Here is a 16,865-nt window from a genome sequence, read left to right on the forward strand (position 1 = left end):
AAGTGTTATAATTTGATTAATAGATTCTGACTAGGTTTTCGGCCTTGAAACATCTAAAGGCCAGTTTCTCCATGTCGTAATAGCTCACGACCTTGGGATTGGGCTGTCTAAGCCCTTGCACATCGCCCAAGAACTTTTGTTCCAAGGTTCCATACGCATAACGGATAGTACCGTCAACTTTCTCGAAGGCGAACTTTACGGTTCCCGCCAACATCTGTTTTTTAAGGCGGTAGATCTGCCATGCCTTCACTAGACAAATGGCAAATGCTTTTCCAGTGGTACGGGCTATTTCGTGCGCCCTCTTGAATACTTGTGATCTGAATGTTTCCATGATATGATTATTTGATTGTTGTCGCTATGAAGTGGACGTTTGTCCATACGCCATTGTTTACCCTGTGGATGAACTCCGCATGGTCCTTGGTGGACTTTTCTATGTAGTCGTTGCCTACCTTGATGAACCCAAAGGAAGCCCCCAATGTCTCGAACTCCAGTACCGCAGCCCCGAACCCCTTTAAGGTCTTGAAGGTGTACCTACTTCCACCGTTAGGGGTTATAAGCGTAATGCCTATGGTTTTTCCCTTTAACCATTCCTTTAGGTTTTTCATTTCGGATTTGAAGGTTTCAGCGTTCATTATTAATTTTAAACTTTAATATTTCGATTCAAATATAAGTTTTAATTTAATACAATATAAGTTTAAATTAAATTTTAACATATTTTATTAAAGTTTAAGTATAATTACTATCTTTGAAGCCAAATAATAGTTATGGATATTTTGAATTTGAAACCTTTAATGGATAAGAAGGGGTTGACTGGGAAAGATTTTGCAGAAGAGTTGGGAATATCTCCGGTGGCTTTATCCAACATCATGCAGGGTAACAGCTTCCCCAGGGCCAACGTGTTGATGAAAATGGCCGAGGTGCTAAATGTAGAGGTGAGGGATCTATTTAAAACAGGCAAGGGAAATAATGAACCTCATGGGTATATCAAAGTGAATGGGGTCGTTCACGAGGTAAGCTCTTTTGCTGATATAGAGCAACTAATGGAATCTGCTAAGGAATGACCCCCGAGGAAGTACAAAGAATCGCAGAAAGAGTCTTTAATGACAATATTGATATTTTGGGAAAACTCCTTAAACGTCTTCCTAAATCCAATGTCAGGGAGGCCTGCGACCTATTAGGGTGTTCAAGGAAATGGCTTTACGAGAACGCAATAATCCTTGGCGGTAAACGAAAGAACAAGCGAGGGGATTGGGAGTTTGACACACTTACATTGGCAAGGTATAAACTACGAAGAAATGGAAAGCGTCAATCGTGGTCTTAAATTCACCACAGATATTCCTCCACTACATAGGGTAAGGATGTTGGGTTTGTTTTTAACCACAGCACAGGTTGCAAAATTATTGTACAAATCCCCTAGATGGGTAAGATTAAACCGGGATAAGTTCATCGTTGATGATTTGGATAGAAATCTGAAATTTGAACTTTCGTCTGTCCTGGAGTATCATTTCATCGAACAACTCAGTTAAATTTGATAAATGCCTATTGAAATCTTAACCAAGGAAGAAGTAGAGGAAATCGTAAGGAATTACTTTGAACCTCCAATGATGGGCAGGAAGGACATTGCCAAGGAACTTGGAATGACCTTGAAGGCGTTTGATAAGTTCATAGCGAACTACCCCCATCTAAAGCACAAGATAAAGGGCGTGGCCCCAAAATACTGCCCAAAGGAATGCAAGGACTTCATTAAATCACGTTGATATGGAAACAGTTGTTATAACTAAGGAACTCTTTGATGAACTGGTTCTTGATAAAGCCCGTGAACTCCGTCAAAAAAGAAAGACCCATTGTATTGACAAATGGGAGGCTATGAAGATATTGGGTTGCAAGGAAAGAAGGTTCTATGACCTTCTAAAAGCTCCAAATACACTAATCAGAAGAGGAAGTGTTAAAGGTAGTTTTGTCGAGGAATCAATCTATAAAGAAAGGGATAGGCATAATTAACCCAAAAAAACGCCATAAATGAACATTGACATTGTTACCCGTGAAGAAGTATTGGCCATGTTGGAAATTTTTACCGACAATGGCCTGATGCGCAGGGAAACGGCAGCGAACTATCTCGATATGCCGTTATCCACTTTTGATGCATTTGTGAGGGACAACCCACACCTGAAAAGATACAACGGGAAGCGGATCCGATATTGCCCGAAGGACCTTAAAAATGCATTCCAGAGCGCATTCTAAATAAAGTGCCTTGGCATGACTGCAAAAAACCCGTATATCATCCCTAATTTATAATTAGGCTAAATTACTTCGATTTAATTTTGTTTCAGGAAGTCAAAACAATGATGTCAGTGACAATTTAAACTTGAAAACAAATGATAATCATACACAACGAAGCAAAAGAAAATTTTCATGTTTCTTATTCAGAATGGTTTAGGGATTATGTCAAAACCGGAACATTCAAAAACTATACAGTTACCCATCCAAGGGATGTTGTTGAACTACACAAAATAAATCCAGATACAGGGGAAATGGTGTTTAACACGCTAATGGATAAAAAGGAAGCTGAAAACACGAAGCGCATAGAGCCAAGGAAATACCACGTTAGGAATCTTGAATTTAAATTCTACGACCGTAACTTAGTATTCAATAAAGAGTATTTTAAACTACACCCTAACAGTTCTATTAGACACCACTTTGAGAGGGACAAAAAGAAATCAAAGTCTACATCTTTTTTGGGGAAAATATTTTTGAAGCTATCTGCATCCAAAAAGTCGGATTTGAAAGAGAAGAGTGAACCATTTACAAGGTATGAGATAATTTCACTTTGGCTAATGGGGATTGCGGCTGCGGCTGCAATAATAATTCCGATTTTACTTTACATCCTATAGTGATTACACGAAGATTTTTTACAAGTCACAACACGCATACGAGGGAAGGTGTTCCAATCCCTTGATTACAAGAAATAATTGAGTTTTCCCACTCGATAAAAAAAGGATGGTTATGAAGAGTATTTTGACACTATAAAAAGATGGTGGTGAAGGTTTTTTACAAGTCACAACGTGCGTGCGGAAAAGGGTGCTGAATGAAGTATATTGGGGTCATAACGCGTGTGTATAAAAAAAGGAGGCACGGCTATGTCAGGCCGTACCCCCTCTAACAAAAACAAGAAAGATCCATAAACTATTTCATCCGGGAGATGATTTCCAAGTCCGGCACTACCTTATCCTCCTTCTGGTCATATCTCAATACCCTGAAGGTATCTTTGACCTTGTGCATTGGTTCCGTATGCGAACCATGATAGGATTTCCAACTGTTCAACCCCTGTTCTGCTGCCAAATTGAGCGCATCTGCCAACGCTTTGGTCTGTTCCAACACCTCCAATTGCCTGGGCGTTGCATAATGTCTGTATGTGTTATAAATGGGCTGCTCATTTTTTAACTTGAAAGCGTTGCCTACTTGGTCAAACTCATAGCGTTCCCAGCTCCTTTGTTCCCAAAGCCTCTCAATCTTTGCAATATCGATGTTCAGGGCTTCGTAGCGTAATTTCTTCGGTGCCTTGGACAATGGAAAGGTCAATGCCGTTTCCAACCAGTTCAGCGCATCATCTTTGACCTCTTTAAATTCCTTGCCGTTCAATTGCCTTTGAAGTTGGCCCTCCACGATTCGGATAAAATCGTTCAATGCCTTTTCTGCCTTTTCTGCTCTTGCTTTTGCCCCGTTCAATTCAAATTTGTCCACATAGAGCAACACTTCCTTTACTTCTTTTTCGACTGCAACCATTTTTCTACTTCATTTCTTGTTAAACTTGATTTTACTTGTTTTTTGACCTCTAGGATCTTCATTCTCAATTTTGACCTGTGAAACCAACGCTTTCGTTGTTTCCGCCTCTCGGCCACCTTTCCAACTTCTAAAACTTCCATATCTCTAATTTTAAATCACTATGCTTTCTTTTTGCTATGGATAAATATCCATGCCCCGTTCAAAAAATCTATCAAATTGTTGATGCGCAATATTTCAAGTTTCCCCTGCTTGGTGGTGAAATCTATCCTGTCACGCTTCTGTCTCAACTTATGCACGTAATATGCCTTGGTCAGATACATCAACAACACTGTTGCTAAAAAATATTCCATTGTCCATTGTTTTAAAAAATCCATCATTACTCAATCAAAACGTACTTGCTTGCATTATAGCCTTGTTATCACTCAAATTCGTAAGCCCTTGCTCACTTCCCTGTGCGGTTCCCTGCGCTGCACCTTCCCTTACCGCTGCGCCCACAACATCGGAAAGTCCGTTCTGCTGTGCGCTGTTCTGTATCTGCTGCTGTACCACGGCATTCCCACTGGCCGCTATCTGACCTGCATTGATACCCGATGGTTGTGTGGCCCTTCTCATGTCCGATGAAACGGAAGAAGCACTAGCTGTGCTTCCTGTCCCGTCCAGGGGATTAGTCTTTATGATGTCCTTCACCGCCTTGAACCCGGTTGCCGCAGCGGTGGCGACCGCAGGGATGGACATCGGCCATGGTGCCGCAAGTCCGGCGGTTATGCCCTGATAGGTGTTTATCAAAGATTGGGCAAGTGCTACGGCTTTTCCTGCTGCGCTCTCTTTGCCCAACAAACCCGATATCGTTCCCAAAACACTTGCGGTTATCGCTATTTTTTGCTCTGCAAGTGCCTTTTCGTTGTCACTGTCCTTGCGCCTTGAATCCTGTTTAATGGCGTTCAACTTCGCTTGGTACAGTTGCTCGCTGATAAGACCATCTGCCTTTTGTTTGTCCAGTTCTGATTTCTGAATCTCAAACTCTTGTCTTATGCGTTCCCGTTCAATTTCAAACTTGGATGCTCCCTCTTCCTGCAACCTTGCCAATTCTTCTTGAAACTCTATGTTCCGTTGCTCGATTGCCTCTTGGCGTTCTATAGCCTCACGTTCCTTGTCAATCTCCCTATTTGCCAACCTATTGGCCTCGGTAAGTTCACGTATTGAATCTTGGTATTCCTGCTCGTTTATAAGGCCTTGCTGTAACCTTTGTTCCGCCAAACGCAATTGTTCCTCCAAGATTTGGGTGTTCTCCGCCTTTCTATCGTCCGCAAGCTGTTGGGTCAAGAACAACCTGTCCTCCCTTTGGAGTTCCAAGGCCCTTCTGTTGGCCTCTATCTCACGCATGGCATTGTCGGCTGCTATCTCCGCCCTTCGCCTTGCCAGATCCTCATCTATGCGGATAAGTTCCGCCTTGTAGGCATCTTGGGAAAGTTTCTTGGCGTTGAGTTCCGCTTTTAATATCTCCTTGCGCTTTTCGCTTGCTGCCTCTTCAAGGTCAAGTTCTTCCTGCAAAGTCCTTGCTCGCTCTCCGGCTTCCGCCAAGAATAGGTCGAGGGCATCCTTTTGTTGTTGTATGGCCTTATCGGCAGCCTCTTTTTGAAGGGTGACCCTATTGGTCAACTGCTCACTGCGTTGGCCCTCGATACGTTCTTCTATATCGGCAATCTGGGTAAGGGCTTCGTACTGCGCATCCAAAGCCTCTTTTGTCCTGCCCTCCTGCTCAATGCGTAGATTGGCGACTTCGAGTGCTATTTGGGCAAGCCTCAGTTCCTCTTGCTGTTGTGCTTCGAGTACTGCCCCAAGTTCCTCATTGGCCTTTATGCGCTCACGGATGGTCAGGTTTTCATTGTCACGTATCTGTCTAAGTTTTTCGGCTTCTTTCTGGTACTCCAATTGGGTAAGTCTCGCCTGACGCTGTGCCTTCTCCAAATCTGCTTCAGCCTGCGCCAATCGCTCTGCACCTTCAATGGCTGCATTTATTGCCCTGTCAAATTCCCTGACATCTTCCGCTGCACTCTCCCATCCCACAAAATCCAAGAAGTCGGCCAATGCGTTCCTAGCTTTAGAGGCTGCTTCAACTGCTTGTTCCATTGCCCAGACAATGCCATCTATCAAAAACTCCCCAAGTGGCTCCAATGCCTTTAATACTGCATTTGATATACCACTGAACACGGAAAAGACCTTGTTGAGTTTATTGGTACTTTCCTCGCTACGGTTCATGGCGTTGACCACCAATCCGACCGCAATGCCTATCGCTGCAAGTATCGCACCTATCGGGGTGGCTATGAATGCCAAGGATGCCTTTGTGACGCCCAGTATGGAGGTTCGTAAGGATGCCATCCCTTTTGAAAAGAATGCGCTCGCCCCCCCCGCTTCCTGTACGTTGGATATGAAAACGGTTATGGACTGGTTAAAGGGGTTCATGTCCCCAAGGGCATCCCTGATACTGTCCGAATAGTTACCAACGTTTATTTTCTGTTGGGAAAGGGCATCCACATTTTCTTTTATGATGTCGTTGTTCCTGTCCAGTGCAGCGTTAAGTTTGTCGATTTCCTCCCTGCCCTCCGCTGTGGTGAGATTGGCTTGGTTCCTTAGGGTATTGAGCAGCTTGTTCTGCTCCCTCAACCCTTCAATGGTGGTGGCCTCTTGGGTCAGGGCAAGGTTCAGAAGTTCCTCCCTATTGGCTTGGTCCGCTGTCGCCTTTGCTGAATCCGCCAAAGATTTGATGTGCTTGTTGTATTCCTTCCGCAACCTGTTCAGGCTTGCCTCGTTCGCAACATACTGTTCGTCAAGGTCGTTCCCTTCCTTTCTTGCTTTTTTTTGGGCATCAGTTATCTGGTCGATTGCCTTTTTCAATTCCGCTGCGGATTTTACCACTGCATCGATGTCGATGTCAAATTCTGCCAGTCGAATATTTTCCATAATCAAAAATCTATCTTCACATTAGTGTTATGGCCTATAAGGCAACGACATCCAATAATTATCGCCCATCCAAAAATGCCGTATTAGCGTGGTGTCTATGATAAACATAGATTCTGCTTCTTCCCTTCCTTCAATTGTTTTATAAAGGAGTACTTTTTCGCCATCAATTTCGACAGATGGCAATCTTTCACTAACTTTTGTCCACTTCATAATTCCACTTTTTAATTTTAAATTACTCATTCTTCTATCTCTGGTTCGTCCTTGAATGTTATGCCCGTTGCATCAACCAATCTCATTGCCTTTGGTTCACTATCGCTCACTTGTATGGATTTTAACGGCCTGCCCTCGATCCTGTTTATTATCTCCTTTATCGCCGCCAGTTTGTTGTTTGAATCCTTGCCAAAGGCTATCCGCAAAAGTTCCATAGCAATGGCCATGTTGCCGTCAATGTCATCCGGCAATCCCTCGATACCTATATCGGAGGCCTTTTTGTTCAGGATGTCCTTTAGTATCGTTGTAGTCCTCTTGCCCTTTGGCGCACCCCCTTTGGTGGGGTCTTGACCTTTTCCAAACTGCGTTCTCTTACCGTCTAGGTGAATGTCCTCTCTTCCTGCCATAACCGTTTATTAACCGTTTTTAACCTATTATCTACTTTTAACTTACTATTTGTAACTATAAAATCAAATATAGATTTCATATTGTAACTTATTAAAAATATCCCGCTTCCACCTTTTCAGGTAGAAACCTGTCATTGAGCCTAAAGGCAAATTCCTTGAACGGGTAGTTTCTGGTGTATTCAGGTGTTACCCTAGTGGTTCCCGATTCCTTGTCCCTTTCCACGAATGCCACCGTTTCGGCCTTCTTCAATATTGCACTTCCCAAATGCCCCGTTGGTTTGTTGCTGCCGAAGTTTCGGTGGAGCACCGTTATCAAATGACAGTTCGCAACCGTTGTCCACCGCATGAATGCTTGGGCCACTCTGTTGGATTCCTTTAGGTCGTTCACATCTTCCATCAAATCCGCTGCACCGTCAATCGTTATCAATCCGATATTGCCCCGGAACTCGCTTTCCATTACCAACCACTCTATGAACTCAAACCGTTGTCTTGGGCTTACTTCCCGAAGCGCAAAGGGCATGTGATAGGGATATTCGTTGCCGACCATCTCAATAACACGTTTTGAAGCCCTCTGGGCGTGATATGGTGATTGTTCAGTATCTATGTCCAAAATGAACTTTTCGTTCGTCTCATGGCCTAAAAATTCATCAAAATAGTTATTTGTCCTGCCGCCGATATATCCGGCAATCAAAGCGGTCTTTAAAAATGTCTTCATGGACTTGGACGCCCCTACCAAACAAGAGAAGTCGCCATAGCTCCCGAAGGGTATCGGGAAACGCTCCTGTCCGTAGTTGGTTTCTCCTATGCTCAATGCCACGGGCTGTCGTTTTATGGGCTTATTCGGGTCTAGGTAGTATTTGTGCCTAAACTCCCGGAAATCCACCATTTCTTCTTCAGGTGCCTTTATCTCGACTTTCTCAAACATTACCGTACTTTCTTAGGCATTCGTTGACCATTTGTTTTGTGTTCATTTCCACGTCCTCGACCGTAAAGGCATTTTCGGCACTTTCCAGTTTACCGTTCTCAATGCGCTCGTACATTGCCGATAGGTTCAGGTATTCCACAAACTCTTTGATGTGCCATTGCAACGGCTTTTCGAGATACTTGTGCATGGCCTTCTGGGGCTTGCTGTCGAATATGTCCGTACCGTAGTGTTCCAAGGTCGCCTTCAACAATCCGATATAGGCCTTGGCGAACAACTGGTTGTTCTTGAAACCATCGGCATCGTGTGAATTGACCAGTTCGATTATGGTGTTCCATGCTTCAATGTCCTTGGCATTGACGTTGAAAGTGCTGTGGTTGGCAAACCTCCATCCCAAACGCTGTATCGCTTCCTTCTTCTTCATAGCATCCCAACATTTGAATGTTTGTATTCGTTTAATGTCCCACTCTTGCCACAGGTTCCCAACCAGTGATCAAAATGGCTTTTGAAGGACTTTAGGTCAGGGTGCGGCTTTTCTATGTTGTCCAAATGCCAGATAAATTGTTTTAGTAGACTATTTAACGAACCCTTTTTCAAAGAATGCTTCATGTGCAGCCCCTCCGCCCAGGATGCATGTTCGGTTTCATTCTTTTTTAGGTCTTCTAAAAACCTCTTGTTATTTATAACAACACTATCTCTAACACTTACACTAACTATAACAGGTTTTTCGGGTTCGTCTGGGTTTTCTGGGTTCCTATTTAACCCATTGGGTTTTTCTGGGTTTTTTGATTTAGGAGGTCGACCACCATTTTTCCCGTTTTCCCGGCTCCTTTCAGCTCTTGCCTCCCATTTGTCCAGATCACGCTTTAGGGTGTTCTTGATGGATGCAAAGGCCAATTTGATATAATCGTCTTCGGTGTTGGGGTTCTCGTCATTGACGTATGCCAATATGTGCATTAGCAATGCATACCCTTTTTCTGGTGGAAGCTCCTTGAATATCTCCGACCAATCGTTGTAGAATAAAAATGATTTCTTGCCGTCAGCCATTGCCGTGAATTTTAGGGGTTGGGAAAAGTTTCAATTGGTTGGAGTTCTCCAGCCTTCTAAACTCACTGGGGTTGGTACTTATCAATCTTGCAGGGTGTCCGGTGACCGGACACAACACATCCTTTTCGGATTGTTTCAATAGTCCTGACTTTTCGAGATCCCTCTTGTAACGACATGCGGCCTCCACTGGTACACCACTGGCCAAGCAAATAGCTTTCTTGGTCGTGGTAACGGCATAAGCGGCCAAATAGAAGATTTTGTCCTCTGGCTGTTCCTTCCATAATTGTGCTATGGACATACCGCAGCCTTTTTCTATCTTTTTCCGTAAGTTGCTAACTATAAATTGTTTATCTTTGGACCGTTCGCCTGCAAACGAATTTAGCCCATCGGTATCTTTTTCCATGGGCTTATTTTTTTGATGCTAGAAAGGATTCAGCTTCCTTTTCTAATTCAGCATTTGATTTTTGACGGCCTTCTTTTAGCCAATTAAGGATAACATCACGTTGAAAGTATAGCCGCTTACCTCTTTTGCATCCACCGGGCAATTCACCTTTTGAGTGTTTAGTGTAGATTGTAGGAATTGAGAGGTCAAGTAGCTCCGCAAGTCCAGGAACGGTAAAAGGTTTATCACGTGATTCGGAATACTCGGCGGGTTCAGCCGTTTGCGGTTTGTGCTTAAGGTCGAGTATCAAGTTTTCAATACTGCTTAACCGTGCTGCAATTACTTCAAATGGATTGTTCATTTTGTACAAGTTTTTAAAATACTTGAACAAAGGTTTCACGATTGAAAAGTGGGTAACCAGTTATAACCAGTTATAAAGTTTATTGATATTCAGCTTCGTATATCTTTTTTAATATTGAAACTTCATCTTTTGCCTTTTCCTGCTTATCTGTGGGTAATAATTCAACAACGCTTTCAATTAGCTTTATTTTGTTTTTAGTTTTCTTTTCGGTTGCATCTAATCCCTTTCTATTAACTTTTTTATAATAAAAGTTGAAGTGTTGCCAAAGTTTACGCCCTGAAGTCCATCCGTATTCTTTAGCAATTTCATTTCCGTTATGTTCAGTTATTTGTTTGTCGGAATACACGTAAATTAATGCGATTTGTCTTAAAGACAATTCAGATTTTGGCTTTTCGGTTTGTTGATGAGTTAAGGTTTTCTTTTCTTCATATTCAGTTTTCACATTTTGGTTTTGCAGTTCTCCAATCTCCAACCCTGCAATTTCCCCTAATTCGTCAATGGAATAGACTATAGCGTTCCAGTACCCATGATTGTAGATTGTCTTTTTAGTGAAAATCCGAGGGGTTGTTTTAAATACAAGTTCCAATAGTCCTTTGGTGTGACGCTTAAACTCTCTCTCATAAAGAATCCGTTTTAACTGCTGAATCGCTTCCTCTCTAAAATCCTTGTTCCTTAAATCCTTGACCGTTATTTCCTCTTTTTCTCTAAGATGAAGCAATCCATCTTGGAAACCGTCTTTATAATCGATTGCAAAATCATCCGGGGTAAGTCCATCCTTTTTGATTTTGAAGTCCATAAGCCCAAACAAATCGGGATTGAAAAAATAGCAATCAATGCCCTCAATTGTATATTTAATGGGAATAGGATTGTTCCGTACAATCTTCTGTAGATTTGAACCTTGATATTGTTCCTTAAATTCAGTTCTCAAATCTAATGTTTTCATCAATTCGCCTTTTTAAATCCAGTGGTCAATACGTTTGTCTGTTCCTGAATCTGATCATCTTCAAAGCTGTCCAGATAGTTTTGTGTCACACTTAGGTCACTATGCCCTAAAAGGTCGCTTATCATGGCTATGTTGGCACCGGAACGCTTTAAAACCGTGGCGAAACTATGCCGTGCGCTGTATGTGGTCACATGGTGGTGTATTTCAAGCTCTTTGGCAATGACCTGAATGTATTTGTTTATCTGCTTTGTAAGGTCTTGGTAAATCCTTCTTTGCCTTTCTAGGGTCATACTGGCTTCTAGGTGTGGGAAAATAAAATCCGATTTGTTCAATGATGGGTTGCCCCATTTACGGATTATGGATTTGCTTTCGGGCTTTAGGGCTATCCTAATGCCTTTTTTATCCCTTTCGGTCGTGGTGGTCTTGGCTCTTTCATAATAAAGAATATCACCCTCTATGTTATCCCATTTCAACAAACAAAAGTCCTTTACATTCATGCCATTGCATAAATAGAGGAACATCCAATAATCCCTAGCCATCGCCTGGACATCGTTTTTTGGTTCGTAGTTGTATATCTTGGCAACTTCTTCCAAAGTGAGGGCTTTTTTTACATTGCGCCCGGTAGGGATGCTATATTTACCCTTGCCACGCCCAAAGGGGTAGATTGACTTATCAATGTTCTGGTTGTTGAATATTGCCCTAAGACTTCTCAAATACATGCTGACGGTTGTAATGCTGCGCCCTTTGTCCAACATGTGTTTTTCATACTTGCGCAACCAAGTAGGGGTTATTTCAGCAAATGTCAATTTGGGACTATAATCCGAAAGGCTATTTTTTGCACATTCGTATGTCACTGCTGTACCTATCTTTCCATTCTCCCTTAGTTCCTCAATACGTTTATCAAAGGCAAACGAAACATCATTGTTGATGTCCCTGCTCTCGTAATAACCTTCCTTGAAGTTTGCGAATGTAAATACCTTCATGCCCTCGATTACATTGTTGGCCTTGCTCTTGAATACTTCAAGTTTGGTGTGGATGTTCTTTTCCTCCCTTGTGCGCCTTTTGGCCGTCATAACCTTCTCAAACTCGTCAGGAAAGAGGTCTATCCCAGTGGAAAAATATTTACGGTTCCGTTTGTGGGTGACCTTGATTTTGACCGAACATTTCCCATCGGCTTTTTTACGGGGATCAAGATAAATATCTGCGGTAGCTTCCATATCCTTTAATCTGTAACACGATTGTAACACAAATGTAACACAGTATCACAAAACAAATGCATGTCAATGCAAAGTATTTGTTAACATAAAAGTATTGATAACAAAGGGGTTGTGTTATTTTTGTTTGTTTTGGTATTTGGATGGTTTGTGTTGAATTTATGCCTTCTAAGCAGACGGTCGAAGGTTCGAATCCTTCCGCGATCACATCATACTTCCATATGAATCCAAAAAGCCCTAATTATCAATAATTTAGGGCTTTTTCATTTTCATTGCCACTATTTGCTTCCAAATGAAAACAAAGGGATTGGTGTGCAATCCGGTGTTCACTTTTTGACATTACCATATCCGTAAAAAGCGTGTCGATTTAATGTTAAGAAACTGAATATCAACATTCGGTGCAGAAACAAAGACAACATTAGAATCGAAAAAAGGCAGAAAACCATGAAAGAATCGTTCGCAATCCTGTTCTACACCAGGAAAAGCCGATCTAACAATGACCAAAGGGCCTCCATTTACCTGCGTATCACCGTAGGCACGAAACGAGCCGAGATCAGCGTCCAACGAAAGGTAAATCCCAACCAATGGAATCAAGATGCAGGTAAGGTAAAAGGTAGCGGTCAATTCGCCATCGACACCAATAAGCACCTTGACGAAATCCGTCACCGACTGTATGACATCCACAGTAAAATGATTTCCAAAGGCAAGACCATTACTGCCAACGCCATTAGGGATGGATTTCTCGGCAAGGGCAAAAGTGAAAAAATGCTCATAGCCCTATACCGGGAACACAACGAACAGATCTTGGAACTGGTGGGCCAAGAATATTCAAAGGGACGGTACTACCAGCATAACAGGACCATGAAGCACTTGAAAAAATTCTTATATAAGGAATACGGCCTAGAGGACATCCCCATCAAAAAAGTGGACCTCTCCTTTATACAAAGATTCGAGCACCATTTAAGGGTCACCAAAGCCGGGGGCAGAAACACCGTTACAAAGTACATCACCAACTTCAAAAAAATTGTCCGGATCGCCCATGCCCATAACTGGATCAACAAAGATCCCTTCTTTCACTGGAAGGCCCAATGGAAGTTCACCGATAGGGAGGTATTGACCGAAAGTGAGCTCAATGCCCTACTGGAAAAGGAATTCACGAACAAAAAATTGGAGCGGGCAAGGGACGTTTTCCTATTCTGCTGCTTTACGGGACTCTCCTATGCCGATGTGAAAAAACTCACCGAGGATGATATCGTTATGGACATCAAAGGCCAACACTGGATCAAGACCGAACGAAAAAAGACCAAGACCAAGAGCAGTGTCCCACTATTGCCCATACCCATAGCGATCATGGAAAAATATGCAGCATCCCATACCCAAAAAACAGGATATATACTTCCCGTGGTCAGCAACCAAAAACTGAACGACTACCTCAAGGACATCGCCGAAATCTGCGGGATCAAGAAAAAAGTGACCTTCCATCTTTCCAGACATACCTTTGCCACCACCGTGACCCTGGCCAATGGTGTTCCCATAGAATCAGTGAGCAAAATGCTGGGCCATACCAATATAAAGACGACCCAGATCTATGCGAAGGTCGTTGACCGAAAATTGGCCGAGGATATGGACATTGTATTATCCAAATATAGGATTGGATAAATACAGGATTAAGGTTGCACAACAATGAAATCACTGAATATCCAGTTTCTATTTGATATTCAAGGGAACGTATCTGTCCATGAAGTGTTTGGGGTACTCAAAGTTCAGGAATTTCAACTATATTTCACATCAATATTCCCCACAGCTTTTTTGAATTTGGAATATGAAAATCTTTTCTATGACTTTAGTATTAGATACTATTAAAAAGGAGCCTCACTATAAATAGATTTTATGAAATAGTACATAGTTTCGTAAGTGACGGACATCGATAAGCTTACTATTCTTTTGTCCCATTACAATATGACAATGAAAAAGACCTAAAAACAAAAGGATTGGGGACATTCAAAAAAATGAATGGGACATGTATTGTCCCATATTTTAAAGGTTCTATAAAATGTAAAATATTGTTTAATGCCCAATAATGCTGGGGCCAACGGCCACAGGTCGCAACGGTTTTTAATTATTTGGAAAAGCGGTAGAGCAAGACGACAACACGCCAAGGCGGTGTTGTGGGTGTTAAAATTCTGATAAACATGAATTTATGTTTTCCGATAAGGAGATTTTCAGCAAGTCATTGGGACAGTGTACTCTCGGAGACCCTAAAAATATTGAGAAGTCGGTGGGACATTTTTAATAGGAAGACCTATATACATTGACAGTTTCAGTTTATTGAGAAGCCCAAAGACACTTTATTGAAAAGTCCAAAATATCATATTCTTAAATAAATCATGTATCCTGATGGATTATGCGGTCGATGTTTGTATTTTCATACTATGAATATGCAGCATGGCGAAGACAGGACCCTTCAAGGGTGTCAAATTGAATGGACGAAGGAGCTTGGGAACTTCAATATAATATCAGTCGATAGTTTAACGGGATATCATATTCAACCCATTCCTTACAAAAGAAGAAATTTCTATAAGATCAATCTATTAAAAGGAAAATACAATCTGCATTTTTCAGATAGGACATATACCATAAAAAAACAAGCCTTACTATTTGCCAATCCATCAATTTCATACAATTGGATTCCTTTAGAAGGAAGTCATAGTGGTGTTTATTGTGTCTTCACACCTGAATTTTTTCATCAATTCGGAAAAATTAATGAGTATGCTGTCTTTCATCCCAATGGAACACATGTGTTCGAATTGGAAGACCACCAATGTGAAGAAATTGAAAATTATTTTGAAAGGATGCGAAGTGAATTTAACTCTGATTATATCCATAGGTATGACCTTTTGCGCAATCTCATTTTTGAAATCATCCATTTTGGCACAAAAATTTCGCCTAGAATCAATGATTACAGACAGCATAGTGATTCGGCAAAACGAATAACCGATGATTTTTTGGCGTTATTGGAACGCCAATTTCCTATAGAGACCAAGGGACAGCACTTGACATTGACCTCACCCATGGATTTTGCGGATAAATTGTCTCTTCATGTGAATTACTTAAACCGTGTACTCAAAAAGACAATGGGCAGTTCGACCTCAAAGATTGTTCAAGAACGTATTTTTCGTGAATCAAAGGTCCTATTAAAACATTCCACAATTACCATCTCTGAGATATCCTATCTTTTGGGGTTCAAGGAGGTTACCCACTTTTCCAATTTCTTTAGAAAATTGCAGGGAACTCCACCATCGGAATACCGAAAAGTTTGATTTTTAAAAAGTTAAATTAGACAAATACAATTTGGTTCTATTCAATTACTCAATAATTATCAGTTTTTATTGACTTATAGATGGTTTTATAGTTTGTTTTTTGATAGGTTTTCGCCCATCGTTGGATGAATATCAAATAAGTTTGATTTTTACAACTATTGGTTTGGTGTTTGATAACACACCTTTACCATTATTAATGTTCTTTGCATAAGACAAAAATTTAGAACATATGAAAAGGACTTGGTTTATAACAGGAACATCCAGTGGTATCGGTAGGATAATGACAGAAAAACTTCTATCACAAGGAAATAACGTTTTTGCTACTCTCCGAAATACGGAGGCTTTAGAGGATCTTCATTCTAAATATCCAGAACAATTAAAAATCGCCCATTTGGAACTAACTGATAATAATGAGATCGAATCAGTTGTCGATAGGGCTTTTAATGAATTTGGAAGTATAGACGTAGTGGTCAGTAATGCAGGTTATGGACTTTTTGGTGCCGTGGAAGAATTATCAGATGACATGATTTGTCAACAGTTGGATGTAAATTTACTTGGTTCTATCCGACTGATAAAAGCGGTCATCCCATATATGAGAAATCAAATTAATGGTGGCCATATCATTCAAGTTTCTTCAGAAGGTGGACAAATGGCATATCCTGGTTTTAGCTTATACCATGCATCCAAATGGGGAATAGAAGGGTTTATTGAATCTATTGCGAAAGACCTCGAATCCTTCAATTTAAAGTTTGTGATTGCGGAACCTGGACCTACGGGAACCAATTTTGGTTCAAGCCTGGTTACCGCAACGGCAATGGATGAATACAAGGAAACTCCAGTAAATGATTTGAGGAAGTTAATAGCAGAAGGGTTTGGGGAACTTGACGATGTTAATAAAGTAGCGAATATTATTATCAATAGTATAGATAACCAAAAACCTATGGTTCGAATTGCGATAGGGAATGTTGCAAAAAACAATATTAAAGCGGTATTAAATGAACGTTTAACAAGTTTGCAAGAATTGTAACAGCCAAATAATTTATCATATGTGGTTAGCTCTTTTGGGGATTAGGGTTACCATTGGATTGCCAATTTGCGAAAAGATTCATTAAAGGCCCAAAGTGTAACACTTTCTAAATATCAGACTGTATTAAATTCATGTATAGATCGTTGAAATTTAAAGTTCTTGGAAAACCATTGTGTTTCCAAGAACTTTAATCGATTTGTTTCCTGATCGGATGAGCCGAATGGTTGAGACCACCAAAAACGGAAAATTTGAGCCATTCAATAATTTGGCTTTAGCAGATTAAAATTC

21 protein-coding genes and 1 tRNA gene are annotated in these 16,865 nt (G+C 41.2%); 9 read left to right on the plus strand and 13 right to left on the minus strand.

Annotated features, from left to right (window positions below; translation table 11 throughout):
- Nucleotides 1–16 precede the first annotated feature (16 nt).
- Together D2V93_RS08435 and D2V93_RS08440 are read right to left on the minus strand one after the other, a co-directional pair.
- Nucleotides 17–331, minus strand: coding sequence for an SH3 beta-barrel fold-containing protein (locus D2V93_RS08435; RefSeq protein WP_119619146.1), 315 nt, complete (start codon nt 329–331; stop codon nt 17–19).
- A gap of 7 nt (nt 332–338) precedes the next feature.
- Nucleotides 339–605, minus strand: coding sequence for a hypothetical protein (locus tag D2V93_RS08440; RefSeq protein ID WP_147377389.1), 267 nt, complete (start codon nt 603–605; stop codon nt 339–341).
- Between the two features lie 159 nt (nt 606–764).
- Here D2V93_RS08440 and D2V93_RS08445 point away from each other — a divergent pair, with 159 nt between their 5' ends.
- The 5 genes from D2V93_RS08445 to D2V93_RS08470 all read left to right on the plus strand — a co-directional run bounded on the left by D2V93_RS08445 (nt 765) and on the right by D2V93_RS08470 (nt 2,891).
- The gene (locus D2V93_RS08445; RefSeq protein ID WP_119619148.1) at nt 765–1,061 is read left to right on the plus strand and encodes a helix-turn-helix domain-containing protein; all 297 of its coding nucleotides are present in this window, start codon (nt 765–767) and stop codon (nt 1,059–1,061) included.
- 474 nt (nt 1,062–1,535) lie between these two features.
- The gene (locus tag D2V93_RS08455) at nt 1,536–1,757 is read left to right on the plus strand and encodes a hypothetical protein (protein WP_119619150.1); all 222 of its coding nucleotides are present in this window, start codon (nt 1,536–1,538) and stop codon (nt 1,755–1,757) included.
- A 1-nt stretch (nt 1,758) separates the two neighbouring features.
- A complete protein-coding gene (locus D2V93_RS08460) occupies nt 1,759–2,001 on the plus strand; it encodes a hypothetical protein (protein ID WP_119619151.1) in 243 nt (80 codons plus the stop codon).
- A gap of 18 nt (nt 2,002–2,019) precedes the next feature.
- On the plus strand, nt 2,020–2,241 hold the full coding sequence (locus D2V93_RS08465; protein ID WP_119619152.1) for a hypothetical protein: 222 nt from the start codon (nt 2,020–2,022) through the stop codon (nt 2,239–2,241).
- 134 nt (nt 2,242–2,375) lie between these two features.
- Nucleotides 2,376–2,891: a hypothetical protein gene (locus D2V93_RS08470; RefSeq protein ID WP_119619153.1), complete on the plus strand. Its 516-nt coding sequence runs from the start codon at nt 2,376–2,378 to the stop codon at nt 2,889–2,891.
- A 292-nt stretch (nt 2,892–3,183) separates the two neighbouring features.
- On the opposite strand, the gene D2V93_RS08475 is transcribed toward D2V93_RS08470, so the two are convergent.
- The 11 genes from D2V93_RS08475 to D2V93_RS08530 form a co-directional block, all read right to left on the minus strand.
- Entirely contained in the window at nt 3,184–3,783 is a 600-nt protein-coding gene (locus tag D2V93_RS08475) for a hypothetical protein (RefSeq protein ID WP_119619154.1), read from the minus strand.
- A gap of 158 nt (nt 3,784–3,941) precedes the next feature.
- A complete protein-coding gene (locus D2V93_RS08480) occupies nt 3,942–4,133 on the minus strand; it encodes a hypothetical protein (protein ID WP_147377390.1) in 192 nt (63 codons plus the stop codon).
- Between the two features lie 34 nt (nt 4,134–4,167).
- Nucleotides 4,168–6,744 carry a hypothetical protein gene (locus D2V93_RS08485; protein WP_119619156.1) on the minus strand — a complete coding sequence of 859 codons (2,577 nt, stop codon included), beginning with the start codon at nt 6,742–6,744 and terminating at the stop codon, nt 4,168–4,170.
- 236 nt (nt 6,745–6,980) lie between these two features.
- Nucleotides 6,981–7,361 (minus strand): hypothetical protein, encoded by a 381-nt coding sequence (locus tag D2V93_RS08495; protein ID WP_119619158.1) that lies wholly within the window; start codon nt 7,359–7,361, stop codon nt 6,981–6,983.
- Between the two features lie 91 nt (nt 7,362–7,452).
- A complete protein-coding gene (locus D2V93_RS08500; protein WP_119619159.1) occupies nt 7,453–8,286 on the minus strand; it encodes a P-loop NTPase family protein in 834 nt (277 codons plus the stop codon).
- Nucleotides 8,279–8,707 carry a hypothetical protein gene (locus D2V93_RS08505; protein ID WP_119619160.1) on the minus strand — a complete coding sequence of 143 codons (429 nt, stop codon included), beginning with the start codon at nt 8,705–8,707 and terminating at the stop codon, nt 8,279–8,281. Before D2V93_RS08505 ends, D2V93_RS08500 begins: the two co-directional genes overlap by 8 nt.
- A complete protein-coding gene (locus tag D2V93_RS08510) occupies nt 8,704–9,330 on the minus strand; it encodes a DUF6291 domain-containing protein (RefSeq protein ID WP_119619161.1) in 627 nt (208 codons plus the stop codon). Before D2V93_RS08510 ends, D2V93_RS08505 begins: the two co-directional genes overlap by 4 nt.
- Entirely contained in the window at nt 9,323–9,733 is a 411-nt protein-coding gene (locus D2V93_RS08515) for a hypothetical protein (protein WP_119619162.1), read from the minus strand. The genes D2V93_RS08510 and D2V93_RS08515 overlap by 8 nt, the downstream gene beginning before the upstream one ends.
- Before the next feature lie 4 nt (nt 9,734–9,737).
- On the minus strand, nt 9,738–10,073 hold the full coding sequence (locus D2V93_RS08520; protein WP_119619163.1) for a helix-turn-helix transcriptional regulator: 336 nt from the start codon (nt 10,071–10,073) through the stop codon (nt 9,738–9,740).
- Nucleotides 10,074–10,152: 79 nt separating this feature from the next.
- Nucleotides 10,153–11,016 carry a hypothetical protein gene (locus tag D2V93_RS08525; RefSeq protein ID WP_119619164.1) on the minus strand — a complete coding sequence of 288 codons (864 nt, stop codon included), beginning with the start codon at nt 11,014–11,016 and terminating at the stop codon, nt 10,153–10,155.
- Entirely contained in the window at nt 11,016–12,233 is a 1,218-nt protein-coding gene (locus D2V93_RS08530; RefSeq protein ID WP_119619165.1) for a site-specific integrase, read from the minus strand. Before D2V93_RS08530 ends, D2V93_RS08525 begins: the two co-directional genes overlap by 1 nt.
- 107 nt (nt 12,234–12,340) lie before the next feature.
- Here D2V93_RS08530 and D2V93_RS18645 point away from each other — a divergent pair.
- The 4 genes from D2V93_RS18645 to D2V93_RS08545 all read left to right on the plus strand — a co-directional run bounded on the left by D2V93_RS18645 (nt 12,341) and on the right by D2V93_RS08545 (nt 16,577).
- Nucleotides 12,341–12,437, plus strand: a tRNA-Arg gene (locus tag D2V93_RS18645).
- A 237-nt stretch (nt 12,438–12,674) separates the two neighbouring features.
- A complete protein-coding gene (locus D2V93_RS08535; RefSeq protein WP_119619166.1) occupies nt 12,675–13,889 on the plus strand; it encodes a site-specific integrase in 1,215 nt (404 codons plus the stop codon).
- A 728-nt stretch (nt 13,890–14,617) separates the two neighbouring features.
- Entirely contained in the window at nt 14,618–15,550 is a 933-nt protein-coding gene (locus tag D2V93_RS08540; protein WP_119619167.1) for a helix-turn-helix domain-containing protein, read from the plus strand.
- 229 nt (nt 15,551–15,779) lie between these two features.
- On the plus strand, nt 15,780–16,577 hold the full coding sequence (locus D2V93_RS08545; RefSeq protein ID WP_119619168.1) for an SDR family oxidoreductase: 798 nt from the start codon (nt 15,780–15,782) through the stop codon (nt 16,575–16,577).
- Nucleotides 16,578–16,865: the final 288 nt, after the last annotated feature.

It is taken from the genome of Flagellimonas taeanensis (assembly GCF_003584105.1).
GTDB classification, from domain to species: domain Bacteria; phylum Bacteroidota; class Bacteroidia; order Flavobacteriales; family Flavobacteriaceae; genus Flagellimonas; species Flagellimonas taeanensis.